Origin of the sequence: Flavobacterium olei, from assembly GCF_039749035.1 — a bacterium.
Taxonomy (GTDB): Bacteria; Bacteroidota; Bacteroidia; order Flavobacteriales; family Flavobacteriaceae; genus Flavobacterium; species Flavobacterium olei.
On record NZ_JBDKWC010000002.1, the window covers coordinates 765956 to 786386 of the forward strand.

General features: G+C 34.7%; 20 protein-coding genes. 10 read left to right on the forward strand and 10 right to left on the reverse strand.

Annotated elements, in window-relative coordinates:
- Window positions 1–38: 38 nt before the first annotated feature.
- From ilvA to ABEB31_RS07365, 5 genes are all read right to left on the reverse strand, one after another.
- On the reverse strand, window positions 39–1283 hold the full coding sequence (gene ilvA, locus ABEB31_RS07345; protein ID WP_347050695.1) for a threonine ammonia-lyase IlvA: 1245 nt from the start codon (window positions 1281–1283) through the stop codon (window positions 39–41).
- Window positions 1284–1546: 263 nt separating this feature from the next.
- Complete coding sequence (locus tag ABEB31_RS07350; RefSeq protein WP_347050696.1) at window positions 1547–2086, reverse strand: DUF4136 domain-containing protein; 540 nt, start codon at window positions 2084–2086, stop codon at window positions 1547–1549.
- 30 nt (window positions 2087–2116) lie between these two features.
- A complete protein-coding gene (gene hutU, locus ABEB31_RS07355; RefSeq protein ID WP_347050697.1) occupies window positions 2117–4093 on the reverse strand; it encodes a urocanate hydratase in 1977 nt (658 codons plus the stop codon).
- A 350-nt stretch (window positions 4094–4443) separates the two neighbouring features.
- Window positions 4444–5418 carry a 2-hydroxyacid dehydrogenase gene (locus ABEB31_RS07360; RefSeq protein ID WP_347050698.1) on the reverse strand — a complete coding sequence of 325 codons (975 nt, stop codon included), beginning with the start codon at window positions 5416–5418 and terminating at the stop codon, window positions 4444–4446.
- A 14-nt stretch (window positions 5419–5432) separates the two neighbouring features.
- Complete coding sequence (locus ABEB31_RS07365) at window positions 5433–5615, reverse strand: C1orf53 family protein (protein WP_347050699.1); 183 nt, start codon at window positions 5613–5615, stop codon at window positions 5433–5435.
- Window positions 5616–5730: 115 nt separating this feature from the next.
- Here ABEB31_RS07365 and ABEB31_RS07370 point away from each other — a divergent pair, with 115 nt between their 5' ends.
- Genes ABEB31_RS07370 through hemL form a run of 5 tightly spaced genes read left to right on the forward strand, consistent with a single transcriptional unit; the run spans window position 5731 to window position 9460 of the window.
- Window positions 5731–6066, forward strand: a complete 336-nt coding sequence (locus ABEB31_RS07370; protein WP_347050700.1) for a hypothetical protein — start codon at window positions 5731–5733, stop codon at window positions 6064–6066.
- Window positions 6063–6971: a 1-aminocyclopropane-1-carboxylate deaminase/D-cysteine desulfhydrase gene (locus ABEB31_RS07375; RefSeq protein ID WP_347050701.1), complete on the forward strand. Its 909-nt coding sequence runs from the start codon at window positions 6063–6065 to the stop codon at window positions 6969–6971. Before ABEB31_RS07370 ends, ABEB31_RS07375 begins: the two co-directional genes overlap by 4 nt.
- Entirely contained in the window at window positions 6964–7857 is an 894-nt protein-coding gene (locus tag ABEB31_RS07380) for a glucosaminidase domain-containing protein (RefSeq protein ID WP_347050702.1), read from the forward strand. Before ABEB31_RS07375 ends, ABEB31_RS07380 begins: the two co-directional genes overlap by 8 nt.
- Before the next feature lie 18 nt (window positions 7858–7875).
- Window positions 7876–8127, forward strand: a complete 252-nt coding sequence (locus tag ABEB31_RS07385) for a hypothetical protein (protein ID WP_347050703.1) — start codon at window positions 7876–7878, stop codon at window positions 8125–8127.
- A 46-nt stretch (window positions 8128–8173) separates the two neighbouring features.
- The gene (gene hemL / locus ABEB31_RS07390) at window positions 8174–9460 is read left to right on the forward strand and encodes a glutamate-1-semialdehyde 2,1-aminomutase (protein ID WP_347050704.1); all 1287 of its coding nucleotides are present in this window, start codon (window positions 8174–8176) and stop codon (window positions 9458–9460) included.
- A 42-nt stretch (window positions 9461–9502) separates the two neighbouring features.
- Here the strand turns inward: hemL and ABEB31_RS07395 are convergent, their stop codons facing one another.
- Window positions 9503–9940 (reverse strand): DUF4890 domain-containing protein, encoded by a 438-nt coding sequence (locus ABEB31_RS07395; protein WP_347050705.1) that lies wholly within the window; start codon window positions 9938–9940, stop codon window positions 9503–9505.
- Window positions 9941–10129: 189 nt separating this feature from the next.
- Here ABEB31_RS07395 and ABEB31_RS07400 point away from each other — a divergent pair, with 189 nt between their 5' ends.
- On the forward strand, window positions 10130–11152 hold the full coding sequence (locus tag ABEB31_RS07400) for a 2-hydroxyacid dehydrogenase (RefSeq protein WP_347050706.1): 1023 nt from the start codon (window positions 10130–10132) through the stop codon (window positions 11150–11152).
- Window positions 11153–11222: 70 nt separating this feature from the next.
- On the forward strand, window positions 11223–11822 hold the full coding sequence (locus tag ABEB31_RS07405; RefSeq protein WP_347050707.1) for a hypothetical protein: 600 nt from the start codon (window positions 11223–11225) through the stop codon (window positions 11820–11822).
- Window positions 11823–11858: 36 nt separating this feature from the next.
- Here the strand turns inward: ABEB31_RS07405 and ABEB31_RS07410 are convergent, their stop codons facing one another.
- The 3 genes from ABEB31_RS07410 to lysS form a co-directional block, all read right to left on the reverse strand.
- Window positions 11859–12164 (reverse strand): type II toxin-antitoxin system RelE/ParE family toxin, encoded by a 306-nt coding sequence (locus ABEB31_RS07410; protein ID WP_347050708.1) that lies wholly within the window; start codon window positions 12162–12164, stop codon window positions 11859–11861.
- Complete coding sequence (locus ABEB31_RS07415; RefSeq protein ID WP_347050709.1) at window positions 12149–12382, reverse strand: hypothetical protein; 234 nt, start codon at window positions 12380–12382, stop codon at window positions 12149–12151. The genes ABEB31_RS07410 and ABEB31_RS07415 overlap by 16 nt, the downstream gene beginning before the upstream one ends.
- 96 nt (window positions 12383–12478) lie before the next feature.
- Complete coding sequence (gene lysS / locus ABEB31_RS07420) at window positions 12479–14182, reverse strand: lysine--tRNA ligase (RefSeq protein WP_347050710.1); 1704 nt, start codon at window positions 14180–14182, stop codon at window positions 12479–12481.
- A 339-nt stretch (window positions 14183–14521) separates the two neighbouring features.
- On the opposite strand from lysS, the gene ABEB31_RS07425 reads away from it, so the two are divergent.
- Window positions 14522–15274, forward strand: coding sequence for a hypothetical protein (locus ABEB31_RS07425; RefSeq protein ID WP_347050711.1), 753 nt, complete (start codon window positions 14522–14524; stop codon window positions 15272–15274).
- 5 nt (window positions 15275–15279) lie between these two features.
- Window positions 15280–15978, forward strand: a complete 699-nt coding sequence (lipB, locus tag ABEB31_RS07430; RefSeq protein ID WP_347050712.1) for a lipoyl(octanoyl) transferase LipB — start codon at window positions 15280–15282, stop codon at window positions 15976–15978.
- A gap of 55 nt (window positions 15979–16033) precedes the next feature.
- Here the strand turns inward: lipB and rnhB are convergent, their stop codons facing one another.
- On the reverse strand, window positions 16034–16702 hold the full coding sequence (gene rnhB / locus ABEB31_RS07435; protein WP_347050713.1) for a ribonuclease HII: 669 nt from the start codon (window positions 16700–16702) through the stop codon (window positions 16034–16036).
- Window positions 16703–17141: 439 nt separating this feature from the next.
- Here rnhB and ABEB31_RS07440 point away from each other — a divergent pair, with 439 nt between their 5' ends.
- On the forward strand, window positions 17142–20429 hold the full coding sequence (locus tag ABEB31_RS07440; protein WP_347050714.1) for a SusC/RagA family TonB-linked outer membrane protein: 3288 nt from the start codon (window positions 17142–17144) through the stop codon (window positions 20427–20429).
- The last annotated feature ends 2 nt before the right edge of the window (window positions 20430–20431 follow it).

Below are 20431 nucleotides of genomic sequence, written 5' to 3' on the forward strand. Positions count from 1 at the left end.
AAAAATACAACAACTTCTTTTTTTCTAAATGATATTTATCATCCAATTAACTGCGTAAACAAATCCTGATTATCATTCAGATATTGAAATTCAAATCCGTTTTGGGTCATATTTATTTTGATGGACATGATATCATCTTTATTTTTTAATTCTAAACCCACCACAACCGAACCCACTTCACGATTGTTTTTTTTATGAAACTGAAAATAAGTAATATCATCATCCGGACCTAAAATGTTATTTACAAATTCTTTCAATGCGCCTGGACGCTGTGGAAACTGAATCATAAAATAATGCATTAAACCTTCGTACAATAAAGAGCGTTCTTTAATTTCTGCCGTTCGTTCAATATCATTATTGCTTCCGCTCACAATACAAACCACTGTTTTTCCTTTTATTTTTTCTGCATAAAAGTCTAAAGCTGCGATAGTCAATGCTCCGGCGGGCTCTACAACCATCGCTTCTTCATTGTATAACCGTAAAATCGTAGTACAGACTTTTCCTTCGGGAACGAGAATAATATCTTCAAGATTGAGTTTACAAATTTCAAAAGTCTTATCCCCAACTTGTTTAACGGCTGCACCATCAACAAATTTATCAATAGTTTTAAGAACAGTATTTTTGTTTTCTTCAATAGAAGTTTTCATCGAAGGAGCACCTTTTGGCTCAACACCGATTATTTTGGTATGCGGACTTAAGTGTTTAAAAACTTCAGATAAACCAGATGCAAGTCCGCCGCCGCCAATTGGAACAAATACAAAATCGATCGGGTCCTTGTAAGTTTCTAAAATTTCCAAACCCACAGTCCCTTGTCCGGCAATTACTTTTTCATCATCAAAAGGATGTACAAATGTTTTATGATTTTTGATTGCATCTGCTGTTGCGGAGGCATAAGCATCATCAAAAGTATCACCTGTCAGCACAATTTCAACAAAAGATTTTCCGAACAACTGAACTTGTTTTACTTTTTGTTTTGGAGTTGTTTTAGGCATGTAAATTTTTCCATGGATATTTAGAAGATTACAGGAATAAGCAACACCCTGCGCATGGTTTCCGGCAGAAGCACAAACAATTCCGTTTGCTTTTTCCTTTTCATTCAGGGAAGAAATTTTATTATAAGCTCCTCTAATTTTATAGGATCTTACAATTTGCAAATCTTCTCTTTTCAGCAGAATATTTGCTTCAAACTCGTCTGAGAGATTAAGGTTTTGCGTAAGTGGGGTAGCAGCAACTACATTTTCCAGTTGTTTTTTGGCGGAGAGTACTTCGTTAAATAATTCCATAATGGTGTGTTTTTTGCCATGAATTACACAAAATAACACTACTTTTTTTAGCTCAAACAAAGCATAAATTCGAGTTATTTGGGTAATTCGTAGCGGCTTAAAATAAAAAAACCTCCCATTTTGGGAGGTTTCATAAATTGTATGTTTACTTATTTATATAACACCTCGCCATTACTGCTCAATTGCAATAATGCTGATAATAGCGATAATAATGTTACTAAAATTCGTCATTTTTTCTTGTTTGAAAAACAAATGTACTTAAATTATTTTTTTACCGGCGGATATTGTGCCAAAATTTTGTTTACAAACTCTGCCACTTTTTGATCTTTTTTATCGATGTTTTTAGTCAAAGTACCCTGACCTTCGCCTTGCCAGATCATTTCTTTCTTTTTAGCATCGATTAAATCGATAAATAAAGTTCCTTCGGTTGAGGTAGAAACAGTTGTCTGGTTGCCTCCGTACATCATCCATGGGTTCCAGCCCCATCCCCATCCGTAACCCCATCCTGCATTAAACTGGTTTACATTAACCTGCTCGCGGGATTTAGTAAAAATGTTAACCAGTAAATCCGGGTTTTCACTTTTGGTCAGACCTTTTGCCTGCATTTCTGTATCTATGGCTTTTAAAATTCTTCTTTTATCCAAATCTGAGATCTCAACCTTATCAATTCCGGGCTTAAAGAAAGCATAAGTTTTATAAGGCGCAAAATCTACATTTTTATCGTAATCAGAATATACTGTAACACTGCTGCAGGAGGCAAGTACCAAAAGCAAAAAGATTGGAATTAATTTGAAAGTTCTCATATAGTTAGATATTAAATGTTCTCGATTCTGTTAAAGCAAACGCTCATCAACCGTATTCGGCAAGGTAACTTTTAGTAAAGGTTCAATTTCCATTGCACGTTTTATAGCAAAAACAGCACCTTGATTTCGAGCCCAGCTTCGTCTTGAAATTCCGTTGTTAACATCCCAGAAAAGCATTGATGCTAAGCGTTTTGATGCTTCTTTAGAACCATCAAGAACCATACCAAAACCACCATTTATAACCTCTCCCCAGCCAACGCCTCCGCCGTTATGAATAGATACCCAGGTGGCACCTCTAAAACTGTCTCCAATAACGTTCTGAATGGCCATATCTGCCGTAAAACGGGAGCCATCGTAGATATTTGAAGTTTCTCTGTAAGGAGAATCCGTTCCCGAAACATCGTGATGATCGCGTCCTAATACAACCGTTCCAATTTCGCCTTTAGAAATCGCCTGATTAAATGCTTCTGCAATTTTAATTCTGCCTTCTGCATCAGCGTATAAAATACGTGCCTGAGAGCCAACAACCAATTTGTTTTCCTGCGCGCCTTTTATCCATTTAATGTTATCCTGCATTTGCTGCTGAATTTCAGATGGAGCGGTTTTAGCCATTTCTTCTAAAACCTGAGAAGCAATCGCATCAGTCTTTAACAGATCTTCCGGTTTTCCAGAAGTACAAACCCAACGAAAAGGCCCAAAACCATAATCAAAACACATTGGCCCCATAATATCCTGAACGTAACTCGGATATTTAAAATCGATATTATTTTCAGCCATTACATCAGCTCCGGCGCGCGAAGCTTCTAATAAAAAGGCATTTCCGTAATCGAAGAAATAAGTTCCTTTTGCAGTGTGTTTGTTGATTGCATCGGCGTGTCGGCGTAACGTTTGCTGCACTTTTTCTTTAAATAATGCCGGATTTTCGGCCATCATTTTGTTAGCCTCTTCAAAAGAAATTCCGACAGGATAATAACCTCCCGCCCAGGGATTATGAAGCGAAGTCTGGTCTGAACCCAAATCGATTTTGATGTTTTCCTTATCAAAACATTCCCAGACATCTACCACATTTCCTAAATAAGCAATAGAGACAGTTTCTTTTTTGGCTTTCGCCGAATTTACCCTGGCTACTAATTCTTCGGTCGAAGTTACAATCTCGTTTATCCATCCCTGCTCGTGGCGAATTTTAGTAATTTTTGGATTCACTTCGGCGCAGACCGTAATACAACCGGCAATATTTCCTGCTTTTGGCTGTGCGCCAGACATTCCGCCCAAACCAGAAGTTACGAACAAATTTCCTTCCGGATTCAGTTTTATTTTTCTGAAACCATTTAAAACCGTAATTGTGGTTCCGTGCACAATTCCCTGAGGGCCAATATACATATAACTTCCTGCGGTCATTTGCCCGTATTGCGAAACGCCCAAAGCATTCATTTTTTCCCAATCATCGGGTTTAGAATAATTCGGAATTACCATTCCGTTAGTTACCACGACTCTCGGCGCTTCTTTGTGGGAAGGAAATAATCCCATGGGATGTCCTGAATACATTGTTAACGTCTGCTCGTCTGTCATTTCAGACAAATATTGCATCGTTAGTAAATATTGTGCCCAGTTCTGGAAAACAGCGCCGTTTCCTCCGTATGTAATCAATTCGTGCGGATGTTGCGCCACAGCATAGTCCAGATTGTTCTGAATCATGTGCATGATGGCTTTTGCCTGCAGCGATTTTCCCGGATATTCGTCAATTGGTCTCGCATACATTTTGTATTCCGGACGAAACCGGTACATATAAATACGTCCGTATTTTTCTAATTCTTCCGAAAATTCAGGAATTAATTCGGCCTGATGTTTAGGTTCAAAATAGCGCAGAGCATTTTTTAATGCCAGTTTTTTTTCTTCTGCCGAAAGGATTTCTTTTCGTTTCGGAGCATGATTTATAGTAGGATCGTATTCTTTTTTAGGAGGTAATATTGAAGGAATTCCCTGCTGTATTTCTTGTTGAAAGGTCATTTTTTTTTCAAGGTGCTAAGTTACTGAGATTCTGAGTTGCTAAGGTGTTTTAGACAGATTATCAGCAGATTAATTTTTCTGTTCTTTGGTTCAAATGCGACCAAAATTTTAATTAATGAAATTGGAAATTGGAATTTATTTAAATTATCTAATTTTCAAATTGGCACATTTTCCAATTAAAAAAACTAAGGATAACGGATATCCGACCGATGATACGATTTATGAATCGTAATTCTAAATTTTCTTGAACGAATATCCATTTTGTATATTTTAGATTTCTGATTTTAGATTGGAATTATAAAATTGGAATTTAATTCAATTTTCTAATTCTCAAATTGCCACGTTATCACTTAAGAATAAACTTCTTCATTGACACAAAACGGCATTTTTTTATTTTCAAAAAGCGCTATAATATTTTGTGCAGCACAAATTGCCATTCCATTTCTTGCCTCATATGTCGCGGAACCTATATGTGGTAAAACACAACAATTTGGAAGTGACAATAAAGGGTTATCTGCTTTCATCGGTTCCGGATTGCTAACATCGAGTCCGGCGCCCCAGATTATATCATTTGTTAAAGCGTGAAATAGATCATTTTCATTTTGAAATTTTCCTCTTGCTGTATTGATAAAAATCGCATTAGATTTCATTTTGGCAAAAGTTTTTTTATTGAAAATCTCATTGTTTTCTTCAGTGTAATTGGAATGAACACTTAAAACATCACTTTGTGAAAGTAAGGTTTCAAAATCCACATATTTTGCGTCCAGTTCTTTCTCAGCTTCTTCGTTATGAGAACGATTGTGATAAATAATGTTCATTTCAAATGCAGCTTTGCACTTTTTAGCCATTTCAAAACCAATTCTTCCTAAACCAAAAATCCCAAGGGTTTTGCCGTAAAGTTCCTGACCTAAATGTGCTAATGGATCAAAACTTCCCCATTCGTCGTTTAAAATTTTTTTGTGATTAAAAAATGATTTTCTCGCCACACTCTGCATCAACAAGAAAGCTATATCTGAAGTTGCCCGACTTAAAACATCCGGAGTATTTCCAACAGGAATTTTGCGGCTGTTTGCAGATGGGATATTTACTGAATCAAATCCTACTGAAAACAAGGCAATACCTTTTAAATTCGGACATTGTTCAAAAAAAAATTCGTCTAATTTATTGGTTCCAACATTTAAAAGAACATCATTTTCCTGACAGATTTTTATAAATTCTTCTCTGGATAAAATATTTTCTGTTGGATTTATAGTAAGGTCAATTCCTTTTTTCTGAAGGAGTTTTAAGCCTGCTTCGGGTATATATTTATTTATAAAAACCTTCATAATTGATTTATTCTTTATAACGATTTTCTAATTTGCCCCGTTCTCTTATCATATCCGTACGGACAGTGACGGCAGCCGCTTTTACAACAATATCCCCGTTTTAAGTGGTGTTTTTCGGTAAAGCATTTGTAACCTTCGGGAGTATAGTAGAAATCTTCGCCTTCGATTAATTTATTTTCATTACTTTGCTCTTTCATAAACCATTTTAAAGTTTCATTTTAATAAATTTAAAATCAAAAATAAGAATATCTGATTGTGATTTTATTGAAATCAAACAATTTTATAACTACAAATTTATAAATTTTACAGCTAATGTTTCTGATTGTTGCTAAATATTTAATTCCTAAAGGGTATCGTGGAATGGCTGTATTTCCGTTTGTTTTGATGAAATATGATTTTGATAAAAAGAACGAAGTTTTTATTAATCATGAAAAAATACATTTGCAACAGCAGTTAGAGATGCTTGTAATCCCGTTTTTTATTTGGTACTTTTTAGAATATGCCATTCGTTTATTTCAATATAGAAATACCGATCTTGCCTATAGAAATTTGAGTTTTGAGAGAGAAGCTTATGCAAATGAAACGAACTTGCAATATTTAAAAAACAGAACTTTTTTTCAGTTTTTAAACTATATCAAATTAAAATGAATTCTGTTTTCAATCAAAAAATAAATATTAAGTTTCCAAATAATATTTCGCTGGTTATCAAGCGGGAAGATTTGATTCATCCTTTTGTTTCGGGAAATAAATTCAGAAAACTCAAATACAATTTACTTCAGGCGAAAGCCGAGAATAAAGAAATTGTTCTGACTTTTGGCGGGGCATTTTCCAATCATATTGCCGCTGTGGCGTATGCGGGAAAGGAGCAGGATTTTAAAACAATCGGAATCATTCGGGGTGACGAACTTTTAGATAAATGGGAGGAAAATCCGACACTAAAATTTGCTCATGAAAACGGAATGCATTTCGAATTTGTTTCGAGAGAAGATTATCGATTAAAGAGTGAAATTTCATTTATAGAAAAATTAAAGCAAAAGTTTGGAGACTTTTATTTGGTTCCCGAAGGCGGCACAAACGAACTGGCTGTAAAAGGATGCGAAGAAATTTTAACAGAGGAAGATTCAGATTTTAATTATGTTTGCTGTGCAGTCGGAACCGGCGGAACAATTTCGGGTTTGATAAAAAGCGCAAAGGAAAATCAGAGAATTTTAGGCTTTCCGGCGTTAAAAGGTGACTTTTTACAAGATGAAATTCGTATTTTTGCAAAAAAAGATAACTGGAATTTAATTTCTGACTATCATTTTGGAGGTTATGGCAAGGTAAATTTAGAATTAATTGAATTTATCAATTCTTTTTTTGAAGAAACAAATGTGCCTTTAGATCCAATTTATACAGGAAAGATGGTTTTTGGCGTTATAGACTTAATAAACAAAAAATATTTTCCTGAAAATTCAAAAATTTTACTCATTCACACCGGCGGACTGCAGGGAATTGAAGGTATGAATTTGAAATTGAAGCAGAAGAAATTACCAATACTCAAAACCAATGATTAAAAAAATTGTATTACTTCTTGTAATATTAGCTTTAGCAAGTTGTTCTTCGAGCAAGCCTGCCATAGCGACGACTAAAAAAGCGGCTGCCGTCCAGACCAGAACCGCCTCAACAAAAAGAAGCACTCCCGTAAAACCAATCGGTAAAAATTATCCTTCTACAAATAATACAACAGAGGTTATTCAGTCGACTTCCAAAACTGTTGTAACCAGCGATTTAATCAATAATTATATTTTACAGTACAAAGACATTGCTGTTGGCAATATGAAAACATACGGAATTCCGGCCAGCATTATTCTGGCACAGGGAATTTTGGAATCGGGTGCAGGAAAAGGTGATTTGGCAGTAGAAGCCAATAATCACTTCGGAATAAAATGTCATAAAGACTGGCTTGGCGAAAGTGTTCGTCATGACGATGATTCGGCTCAGGAGTGTTTTAGAAAATATCCTCAGGCATCAGAATCTTACAGAGATCACGCTTTATTTTTGGTTGGAAAAAAAAGATATGAATCGCTTTTTACCTATGAAAAAGACGATTATAAATCCTGGGCAAAAGGATTAAGAGCCTGCGGTTATGCAACCGATCCCAATTATCCGGATAAATTAATCAGCTACATAGAACGATATAATTTGCACCAGTACGATTGTCAGGTTACCGGAAAGACTTATGTTGCAATTAGCAAAACGACTCCGTCAAAAAGTTCATCTTCAGGGTCATATTCCAATACAAAAGCAAATTCTAACGATCCTAATTTGTATGAAGTTCAAAAAGGAGATACCTTGTATTCGATCTCGAAAAAATTCAACTTACTAGTCGACGATTTGAAACAAAAGAATAATCTCTCCGATAATGCAATTTCTATTGGGCAAAAATTAAAAGTGAAGTAGAGTTATGAGTTATAAGTTATGAGAAAGAAAATTTCGATTGCAATTTTCACTTTCGTATTGTTTTTAAGTATAAGGCTTTTTTGCGGCGTTTATGTTCATGATGAATTTGCAGATAATCATTTTTTTATAAAACACCGACCGACTTTAAAATGGAGATTTTATTCTCCTAAAGGAATGTCTGATATGAAAGTTGAAGAACTTTCTAAAAATGAACAAATAGAACAAAAATATTTTAATGAGTTTGTACGAGATCAAGGTTTAAGCAGATAGCATAAATCTAAAATCTAAGCTCATAAATCTAAAATCTAAAATAAAAATGTTATATAAAAGAAGTAGTCAGCTTTTTGCTGAAGCAGAAAAAGTTATTCCGGGGGGAGTAAATTCGCCGGTTCGTGCATTTAAAGCTGTTGGTGGAACTCCGATTTTTGTAAAAAGTGCCAAAGGTGCTTATTTGTATGATGAAGACGGAAATAAATTAATTGATTACATCAATTCCTGGGGACCAATGGTTTTGGGACATGCTTATCAGCCAGTTGTAGATGCTGTTATTGAAAAGGCAAAACTGGGAACTTCATTTGGAATGCCGACGGAACTGGAAACTGAAATTGCTGCTTTGGCCGTTTCAATGGTTCCAAATATAGATAAAATTCGTTTTGTAAATTCAGGTACAGAAGCTTGTATGAGCGCGATTCGTCTGGCGAGAGGATTTACAAAAAGAGATAAAATAATTAAATTTGCCGGCTGTTATCACGGACATTCAGATTCATTTTTGATTCAGGCCGGAAGTGGCGCCGTAACTTTTGGGGCTCCAAATAGTCCGGGTGTTACAGAAGGAACTGCAAAAGATACTTTGCTGGCAAAATACAATGATTTAGAGAATGTAAAAACTTTAATAGAAGCGAATCAAAACGAAATTGCTGCTATTATTATCGAACCAGTTGCCGGAAATATGGGTTGTATTCCACCTCAAAAAGGTTTCCTGCAAGGTTTAAGGGATTTATGTTCTGCAAACGGAATTTTATTAATTTTTGATGAGGTTATGACGGGTTTCCGTCTGGCAAAAGGAGGTGTTCAGGAATTATTTAATATTGCTGCCGATATTGTGACTTTCGGAAAAGTAATAGGCGGGGGACTTCCTGTTGGAGCCTTTGCAGCAAGAGAAGAGATTATGAACCATCTTGCTCCATTAGGACCGGTTTATCAGGCCGGAACATTGTCTGGAAATCCTCTGGCGATGGCTGCTGGATTGGCAATGTTACAGGCATTAAATAATGATGCAGCAATCTTCAGCCGTTTAGAAGAAAAAACAGCATATCTTGAAGCAGGAATTGACAAGGTTTTAAAAGCCAATAATGTTGAATTTACGATTAACAGGGTAGGTTCTATGATTTCTGTACATTTTGATGCAAATCCGGTTACCGATTTTCAAACAGCCGCAAAAGGAGATAACGAAACCTTTAAGAAATTCTTCCACGGATTATTAAATGAAGGTGTTTATATTGCACCATCTGCTTATGAAACCTGGTTTATTACAGATGCACTGACTTATGAGGATTTAGACTTTACAATTAATGCGATCGATAAAGTTTCGAAAACGTTTTAATTTAATGATAAAAAAAAGAGGCCTTACAAGGCCTCTTTTTTATTAGATTTTTTCTTTTCGTTCTTTCATTTTATCCTTCATCTTCTCTTTTTTCTCCTCTTGTAAAGTTTTCCATTTTGTATATTGGTCTGCTTTTAAGATAGATTTCATTTTGGCATCGTTTGCAGCAACTTCATCTTCCATTTGTTTTTTGAAAGCGACTTTTTCTTCAGCAGTAGGTTTTACATTGTTGTCTTTTCTGTCTTTGCGGGCCTCTCTGAATTTTTCAGCTTTAGCGCTTCTTTCGGCCAGAAGTTGTTTTACCTGTACTTGTTGGTTAGCATCCAGAGTTAGTTCTGAAGTCAATTTTTGCAATTGTTTTTCATTTCTTTGTTCAGGAGTCATTCTTTCTTTATGATCACGGGTCTCTTTTTGATCCATGTCTTGTGCAAAACCTGCCATTCCAACGAATAACAAAGCTGCGATAAATAATTTTTTCATTTTAAGTTTTTTTAATTGTTTATAGCAATTAGACTTTATCTCTATTAATTGGTTTAATGACAAGCTGAGATTTATAAAATATTTAACAAATTGAAAGCTAATATTTTAAAATAACATCACAATATAAAAGTAAGTATTTATTTGTTTATTTTTAGACTATCAACTAATTACAATTGAAAACAGGATATTATGGAACTAAATATTTTAAAAAACAATAAAATCGCTTTTTTCTCTACTCAGCCTTATGACAGAGCTTTTTTCAATACTTATAATGCTGACTTTGGTTTTCAATTGGATTTTTTCGAAACACAGCTCAATCCGCAGACGGTGGCTTTGATCGAAAAATGCGAAATTGTATGCGTTTTTGTAAATGATATCGTCAATGAAAGTGTTATTAAACAACTTTCAGAAAAAGATGTAAAAATAATTGCTTTGCGTTGTGCCGGATTTAATAATGTCGATCTGGAAGCCGCAAAAAAATACGGAATAAAAGTTTGCCGTGTGCCCGCATATTCACCTCAGGCAGTTGCCGAACATGCTATGGCAATGATCTTGACCTTAAACAGAAAAACGCATAAAGCTTATAACAGAGTTCGCGAACAGAATTTTGCGTTAAACGGTTTATTGGGTTTTGATTTGTTTGGAAAAACAATCGGAATTATCGGAACCGGAAATATCGGTAAAGCTTTCGCAAAAATAGCCTTAGGTTTTGGCTGTAAAGTTTTGGCTTATGATATTGTTCAAAACGATGAAATGATTAGCGATGGTGTGAGTTTTGTTTCTCTGGAAGAAATATTTAAGTCAAGTGATATTATTTCGCTTCATTGTCCTCTAAATGATCAGACAAAACATATCATCAATAAAACTTCCATTAATTTTATGAAAGACCACGTTATAATCATCAATACAAGCCGTGGCGGATTAATAGAAACCTCTTCGGTAATTGAAGGCCTTAAAGAAGGTAAAATAGCTTATCTCGGAATTGATGTTTATGAACAGGAAGAAAAACTTTTTTTCAGAGATCTTTCTGCCGATATTATTCAGGATGATAATATCCAGCGATTAATGAGTTTTCCGAATGTATTGGTAACGGCGCATCAGGCATTTTTTACCAATGAAGCTTTAACACAGATCGCATTGGTCACTTTTAATAATATAAAATCACTGCTAATTGAGAATGATATTGACAATAAAGCAGCACTGTTGGTTTAACATAAGAGTTTGTCATATATTTTTTGTAATTTAATGATGAAATTTTTTATGCAAATGTAAATATCAAATTATGAAAAATATAATCTTGCTGATGGTTGGAATTCTAGCCTTTTCTTCCTGTCAAAATAAAGATAAAACCAAACAGAATATTGTAAAAGCGATTGCACTGGATACGCTTTCTAAAACAGTTGCAGGAACCGCTGATTTAAGTGAGGTTGAAGAAAATGACAATAAAACAGTTAAATTGATTAGAAAACAGCTTTTAATTTTACTTAAAAATGATCTTTCAGCGATGACAAAAGAAGATCGTTTTTTCTTTTATGAAGCTTTCGATTTAAATAATGATAAAAAAGACGAATATTTTGTTGGCTTCTCTAATTCCTATTTCTGCGGAAGCGGCGGTTGCTCAGGTTTTATTTTAAATAATGACGGAAGTTTAATCAACAAATTTACAGTAACCGATTTTCCGATTTTAGTTACGACAACTTCTACCGAAAAATTTTATGATCTTTTAATGAAAAGCGGGGGTTTATATCATCTCGTAAAAATAAAAAGCGGAAAATATCCATCAAACCCTTCAATAGAAGAAAAATGGAAAGGTGAAGTTCCGAAAGAAACTACAAAGGTTTTGGATATTTATGAGAATAAGTTGGAGAGGTATTCGTTTTAGAATTAAAATACAAAACCTGACAGGGTTTAAATAATGTTATTTCTTTAATATTTTAGAAAGTGTTTTTGGATTTCTACGATTATCCCAAAATGCTACTATGATAAGCTCTGTTGAGGTTGACTTATAAAAAATGTTATAATGTCCCAAAGTGGATGCTCTAATATCAGGAAAACTTGTTTTAATGTATATTTCAGGATTACTAACTAAAAATTGAACTCTTTCTGATATTTCAGCAAGTAATTTTTTTGAATAAGTTGCTGATTTATTTCTTTCTTTCCAGTAATATAAAATTTTTCTTCTTTGTGAAGAAGCAGTTTTAGTCCAAATTATTTTGACAGCCATTCTAAATCTTCTTTGTCTAAATCTTCTTGAGATATTACTCTTCCGTATTTTATATCATCTTCGCTTTCCTTAAGCATATCCAATTCATATGATTCAAATTCATAAACATCAGAAGCATCTGCAGTTTTTAGAAGGTTTCTAATCTTTTCCAACAAACTTACATCTTCAATATTTTTAAGTTTATCAAATATTTCCAGTTTTATTTCCAGAGTACCCATAATTAAAATTTTTGATTATTCGCAGTTATGTAAAGTTAATAAAAAAGCCCGTCAGAATTAATCTGTCGGGCTATAAATATAATAAGATAAGACAAATTACCCCACCAATTCCACAAACTTAAACTCACCATCAACGGCAACTTTAGTCAAACCGTGTTTAGATAAGTTTTTCATAGAAGAATCCCATTTTTTACCACTTAGATTAGCAGCAACTTTTAATTGTGCCAATTCCATTTTATTTTCGTTGGCTTTTAAAAGAGTGATAATTATTTTCTCTTCATCATTTAATTCAATTTGAGAAAGTTTTTTCTCCGGACGCATTTGTGGGAACAATAAAACTTCCTGTATAGAAGCGTTGTTTGTCAAATACATAATCAAACGATCCATTCCAATTCCCATTCCTGATGTTGGCGGCATACCGTATTCAAGCGCTCTTAAGAAGTCTTCATCGATAATTCCGTTTGCTTCGTCATCACCTTTTGCAGCCAGACGCATTTGATCTTCAAAACGCTCTCTCTGATCAATTGGGTCATTCAATTCAGAATATGCATTTGCAATTTCTTTTCCGCAAACCATTAATTCAAAACGCTCCGTCAAATCAGGATTATCACGGTGCTCTTTGCAAAGCGGTGACATTTCTTTTGGGTAATCGGTAATAAAAGTTGGCTGAATGTAATTTCCCTCGCATTTCGCTCCAAAAATTTCGTCAATCAATTTTCCTTTACCCATTGTTTTATCAACCTCAATTCCCATTCCTCTGGCAGCTTCAAACAATTCTTCTTCTGTTTTACCTGAAATATCAAAACCAGTAAAATGTTTAATAGAATCGGTCATTGTAACACGCGCATAAGGCGCTTTAAAGTTAATTTGGTGTTCGCCAAAAGTAACCTCACTTGTTCCGTTTACAGCAATAGCGCAATGTTCAAGCAAACCTTCAGCAAATTCCATCATCCAATTGTAGTCTTTGTAGGCTACATATATTTCCATTGCGGTAAATTCAGGATTATGGGTTCTGTCCATACCTTCATTTCTAAAGTTACGAGAGAATTCATAAACACCTTCAAACCCACCAACAATTAATCTTTTTAAATACAATTCGTTTGCAATACGCATGTAAAGCGGAATATCAAGCGAATTATGGTGGGTAATAAACGGACGCGCAGAAGCTCCACCCGGAATCGATTGTAAAACCGGAGTATCAACCTCCAAATATCCAGCGTCGTTAAAATAACCACGCATTGCAGTAAACAATTTTGTACGTTTAATGAAAGTTTCTTTAACCTGCGGATTCACAGTTAAATCTACATAACGCATTCTGTAACGCAATTCAGCATCTTTAAAAGCATCGTGTACATTTCCGTCAATATCAACTCTTGGCAAAGGAAGCGGACGTAACGTTTTACTCAAGAAGGTAAAACCTTTAACGCGAATACATTGTGCACCAACTTGTGTAGTAAACAATTCACCTTCAATACCAATAAAATCTCCTAAATCGGTTAGCTTTTTAAAAACCGTATTGTACAAAGTTTTATCATCGCCTTCACACAAAACATCTCGGGTAACATACAATTGAATACGTCCTTCGCTGTCTTGTAATTCAGCAAAACAAGCTTTACCCTGATCACGAACACTCATTAAACGTCCCGCAACGATGACCTTTTTACCCTCTTCAAAAGTTTCCTTTATCTGCTTAGATGTATGATCTACAGGAAAAAGATTTGCCGGATAAGGATTGATTCCCAGGTTGCGTAAGTTTTGAAGTTTTTCTCTTCTAATGATTTCTTGTTCTGATAATGCCATTTTGTGCTCTGTTTTTTAAGTGCGCAAAGATAAAGAAAAGAAAGTAGATTTTAGAATCCAGTTTTTAGATTTTTTGAAGCAACAATTTATTGTATTTCAATGAGGTTCGGTTCGCTACCGAAGCTTCGGAACACTTGTATCTTTTTCTCCCTATAAAAGGCACAAAGAGGTACCGCTTTGATCCGGGCTAGACAGAGATTTTAATTTTCATAAGACTCCGGGGTTGGAGTGTTAAAACTAAACAAGCAAAAAAACAATCCGAAATTTAAGAGCAGCATCTCAAAACTTTAGTGGCTTCAAAATAAATTAGTCTTCGTATCTTTGATAAAAATAACTACGATGAAATTATACAAACTACTAAGTTTTTCTTTTTTACTAGCTACATTAACAAGCTGTACCTTTACAGAAAACATTACAATTAATGAAAACGGAACCGGAAAATTTTCCGTAGACATTGACGGATCTGCTTTGATGGAAATGGCCGGAGACCAAATCGGAAATCAAATGGGAGCCGATGCAAAAAAAGAGATCGATTCTACTTTTACCTTTAAACAACTTTTTGAAGAGAAAAAAGACAGTATCGCAAAATTATCTCCAGAAGCACAAAAAGAACTAAAAAAGCTGGAGAATTTTGTAGTGACAACCAAAATGAGTGCAGAAAAAAAACAATTCTTAATGACAATGAAAACTGATTTTAAGAATGTAAACGAACTGCAGGATATTTTACAGACCGCGAGTGCACTTCAAAAATTAGAGGGCCCTGCAGGAGCAAATCCTCTTGGAAACGGTTTTGGAGATAATAAAAGTAAGCTGAGTTATACCTACGACGGAAAGAAATTTACACGAAAAGCCGTAATAGATCAGCAGAAACTGGCTCAGGTAAAAAAAGATTCTGCGGGAGACATGTCAAAAATGATGTTTGCCTCATCTAATTATGTTATAAAATACAATTTTCCAAAAAAGATTAAGAAAGTTTCTAATTCAAACGCTCTGTTCAGCGACGACAGAAAATCAATTACAATTCAATACACCTTTACGGATTATATGGAGAATCCAGAAAAACTTAACTTTGATGTTGAGTTTGAAAAATAACCAAAATGAATAAAAAAATCCAACTTCAGGATCTGGGTAATAAGGATTATAAATCGACCTGGGAATATCAGGAAGAAATTTTTAAAGACATAGTCGATTTAAAAATCAGAAACAGAAGAGAAGAACTTGATCTGCCAACTCCAAATTACCTTTTATTTGTAGAGCATCCGCATGTGTATACATTAGGAAAAAGCGGAGATCTTGATAATTTATTATTAAACGAAAAGCAACTCGAAGCCAAAGGAGCAACTTTTTACAAAATCAACCGTGGCGGTGATATCACGTATCACGGGCCAGGGCAAATTGTAGGGTATCCAATTTTGGATTTAGAAAATTTCTTTACGGATATTCATAAATACCTGCGTTTACTGGAGGAATCTATTATTCTAACTTTAGCAGATTACGGTTTAGAATCGGGCAGAAGTGACGGTGAAACCGGAGTCTGGCTTGGTGCCGGAACACCTTTTGCACGTAAAATCTGCGCGATGGGTGTACGTGCCTCAAGATGGGTAACCATGCACGGATTTGCCTTAAACGTAAATGTTGATTTAGGATATTTTGACAATATAATTCCGTGTGGAATCCGCGGTAAAGGAGTTACTTCCTTAAATGTAGAGCTTGGTGTAGAAAAAGTAGATCAGGAGGAAGTAAAGTCTAGAATTCTGAAACATTTAACTAATTTATTTGAAGCCGAATTTGTTTAAATATAGTTTTCCGAAAAATTAAAACCCGAATAAAATCTTTTATTCGGGTTTCTTTTTATATTTCTAAAAAATCGAGTTCTAATTGTTCTGGTAAAAGTCTAAAACTCATTCGGTGATATTTTGTAGTTCCGTATTCTTTAATGGCTTCCCGATGCTCTCTTGTTGGGTATCCCTTATTTTGTTTCCAGTTGTACATAGGAAATTCTTCATGAATCTGATCCATGAATTCATCACGATATGTTTTAGCTAAAACAGAAGCAGCGGCGATACTCAGATATTTTCCGTCTCCCTTAATGATACTTTGATTTGGGATAGATTTCAGCAGTGAAATCTCATCTGGAGAAAATTGTCTTCCAAAAGTATTTTTAAGCCCCAATTTTGCATTTATAGCACGGTTTCCATCGACAATTATAAATTCGGGAACATGTTTTAGTTTTAAAATGCATTCCTGCATCCCTTTCATTGACGCGTTTAAAATATTTATTTCGTCAATTTCATCCGCATGCAAATGCGTTACAGCGTAGCACACAGCCTGTTCTTCTATAATTGGTCTTAAAAATGCTCTTGTTTTTTCAGATAATTGTTTACTGTCGTTTAAAAAGCTATTTTCAAACTTCGCCGGTAAAATTACTGCAGCGGCAGTTACCGGGCCAGCCAGGCAGCCTCTTCCAGCTTCATCGGTGCCAGTTTCTAAAACAAATCCGGAGTGGTTTAACTGAAGCATTTTTAAATTTTTTAATGACAAATATTGTATTTTTTTATTCAAATAAACAAATATTTTAATTATAAGAAAAGTTTAATTAAATGTTAAAAAAGTTTAGAATTAGCTTTTAAGTAATATTTATTAACAATTAAGTAAAAGCATTACATGAAAATCATCTTCAAATTGTCAGTTTTAATTTACTATATACGACATTTTTTATAAAATAAAAAATGCACCCTAATAAATAAAAGTTAAATATTTGTTAAATTATACATAATGTTTAATTGGTTGATTTTATGTATGTGTCTGATATTGTTGTAGTTTGTTTAAATAAATTCTAATTTTTGGCAAGAATTTTAAACTATCTTTAAAGCGAAATCGTTATCGCGTTAAAAAGGTGTCTTGTAATTTTAAGAAAATATTAAGATGTTTGCCGGATACTAATTCAAAATTTTAAAAAATGAAACTAAAGTTAAATGGATTCTTAGTGCTGTTAGTGGCGCTGATTACGCAACTAACCTTTGCGCAAGAAAGAACTGTTTCGGGTATGGTTTCCGATAATGCAGGGATGCCTCTTCCAGGTGTTAGTGTGTTAGTTAAAGGAACTAAAACCGGAACGCAAACAGATTTTGATGGGAAATTCTCCGTCAAAGCAGCATCAAGCGAAGTCTTGATTTTTACTTACATTGGAATGAAAACGCAAGAAGTTGCAGCTAGTTCAACCACATTAAATGTAAAATTAGTTAGCAACACTACAGAATTAGAAGGTGTAGTTGTTACCGCCCTGGGTATTAAAAGAGAGAAAAAAGCCCTAGGATATTCTACTCAACAAATAAAAGGACAAGATTTGGTTGGAGGGGTTGCAAGTGGTAACTTCCTTAACGATCTTTCTGGTAAAGCTGCCGGAGTTTATATTAGAAAAAACACAAACTTTGGAGGATCTACAAACGTAGTTTCGAGAGGGGTTAAAAACCTTACAGGAGATAACCAAATGCTTATCGTTGTTGATGGTATGCCAATTAACAATAAAAATGTTAATTCAAGCAATGGATTACAAACATCCGGAGCACGTAATACCTACGATTATGGTAACGCTGGTATGGATATTAATCCTGATGATATCGAATCGGTAAACGTATTAAAAGGAGCGGCTGCGTCTGCTTTATATGGGTTTCAGGCTGGTAATGGCGTACTTATGATCACAACTAAAAAAGGAAGAGCTCAAAAAGGTATGGGTGTGACTATATCTAGTCAGTTTGGAGTAGGTTCGGTTGATAAAAATACTTTTCCTGATTACCAAAATAAATACGGACAAGGTTATGGGCCAACTTATGATCAGGCGGGAAATCCAAAAGGTACTCCGGTTGGGCCAACAGGTGCATTTTTTGTTATCGATAAAAATGGTAACCAAGTAGTAAGCACAACAGATGATGCTTCTTACGGTGTTGCTTTTGATCCAAATCTTATGGTTAATACTTGGGAAACTTATTCGCCATATTCTTCAAAATTTGGGCAAAAATCTCCATGGGTAGCTGCAAAAAATGGTCCAATTACATTTTTTCAAACAGCTCAGACATTCAATAACTCTATATCTTTTGAAGGCGGTTCAGATAAAAGTAACTTCGTAATCAACTATAACAATTATAAAGAGACAGGTATTTTACCAAATAGTGAATTGAAGAAAAATAATGCAAGTATTAAATTCAACCACAAATTGACTGATAAATTATCTGCAACTGTTTTTGCAAATTATTTAGCACAAACTACACAAGGTAGAAATACTACCGGTTATGGTGGTGATAACGTTGCTGGTCTGTTCCGTCAGTGGTGGGGAACTAACGTAGATATTCAATCTCAAAAAGAAGCTTTTCAAAATTCAGGCGGACAAAATATTTCATGGAATATGGCAGATCCTGCTAATGGAAATACAAATCCTAAATATTGGGATAACCCATACTTTACAAGATATAAAAATTACCAGACAGACGAAAGAAATCGTTTCATCGGTTATGGTCAGTTAGATTATAAATTTACAGATTGGTTAAACGCTACAGGAAAAATCAGTAATGATTCTTATTCAGAATTACGTGAAGAAAGAAAAGCTGTAGGTTCTTTAGCCGGAACATTTGGAATTAACCGTTTGGCTGTAGGGTCCGGATACCAAAAATATACTGGTATGTTTTCTGAACAGAACTATCAGTTTACATTGAACTTCAATAAAAAAATTACAGAAGATTTCGCCCTGACAGGTTTGGTTGGTTATAATGCTTTAAGAAGCCGACGTACATCTACATTAGCTTCTACAGATGGGGGACTTATTATACCGGGAATCTATGCATTATCAAATTCAGTAAATGCTTCCCCATTCCCAGTTGAGGTTGAAGAAAATACAGCTGTGAACAGTGTTTATGCTTCTGCTTCAGTTGGATTTAGAGATTTTCTTTTTATAGAAGGAACGGTGCGTAATGATGCATTTTCTGTGTTGCCAGAAGGGAACAATGATGTTAATACATACTCGGTTTCTGGAAGTTATGTTTTTACACAGCATATTAACAGACCATGGTTAACTTTCGGTAAATTAAGAGCAAGTTACGCTGAGAATCCACAAGGAGGTGTTGATCCTTATGCCTTACAAGATGCATATACTAAATTTAATCCATTTGGTTCAAATCAGCTTTATTCAAGACCAAACACGGGTAATAATCCAGATTTACATCCTGTAAAAACTTCATCTGAAGAGCTAGGTTTAGAAATGCAATTCTTTGACAGAAGATTAGGTTTTGATGTGAGTGTTTATAAAAGTTTAAGTGAAGATCAAATCTTCCCTGTAGATTATTCTACAGCAACAGGTTATTCTTCTAAATATGTAAATGCCGGATCAGTTGAAAACAAAGGTGTTGAGGTAATCTTCAATATAACACCTGTAAGAACAAATGACTTTTCCTGGGATATTAACTTGAACTGGTCTAAAAATGAGAACACAGTTGTAGCTTTAAGACCAGGGGTTGATGTTTTAACACTAGGTTCATTACAAGGAGGGGTTAGTATTGTTGGTACGAAAGGAAATCCTTATGGAGATATCCTTGGTAAAGATTATATCTATAACGAGGACGGACAAAAAGTAACTAAAAATGGAGTGTACTTACAAACTGCAACTGCTACAAGTGTAATTGGAAATGTTACTCCGGATTGGATTGGCGGTGTTCGTAACAAATTTACTTACAAACAAGTTTCTTTAGGTTTCTTAATTGATGTTCAAAAAGGAGGAGATATTTTCTCTCTTGATCAATATTACGGACAAAGTTCTGGTTTATTTGCTTCTACAGCAGGAAATAATGAGCTTGGAAATCCTGTAAGAAATACACTTGCTAATGGGGGAGGTGTTATATTGCCTGGAGTAAATGAAGATGGAACTCCAAACACTACAAGGACACCAAATCCAGAAGTAGCAGGAAGTATCTATGGTTATAATAATAACCCACAAAAAGCATTTGTTTACGATGCAAGTTATGTAAAACTTAGAGAAGTAAGTATTACATATAGTTTTCCTAAACAATTCATTGCTAAAGCAGGTTTGAATGACTTGCGTTTTTCTTTGGTAGGTTCTAACTTATGGATCATCAGCAAAAACCTTCCAGACGCAGATCCGGAAAGTGGTCTAAGTTCAGGTAATCTATCTGCAGGTTATTCAGGAGGATCACTTCCTACAACAAGAAATATTGGTTGTAACCTAACATTAAAATTCTAAAT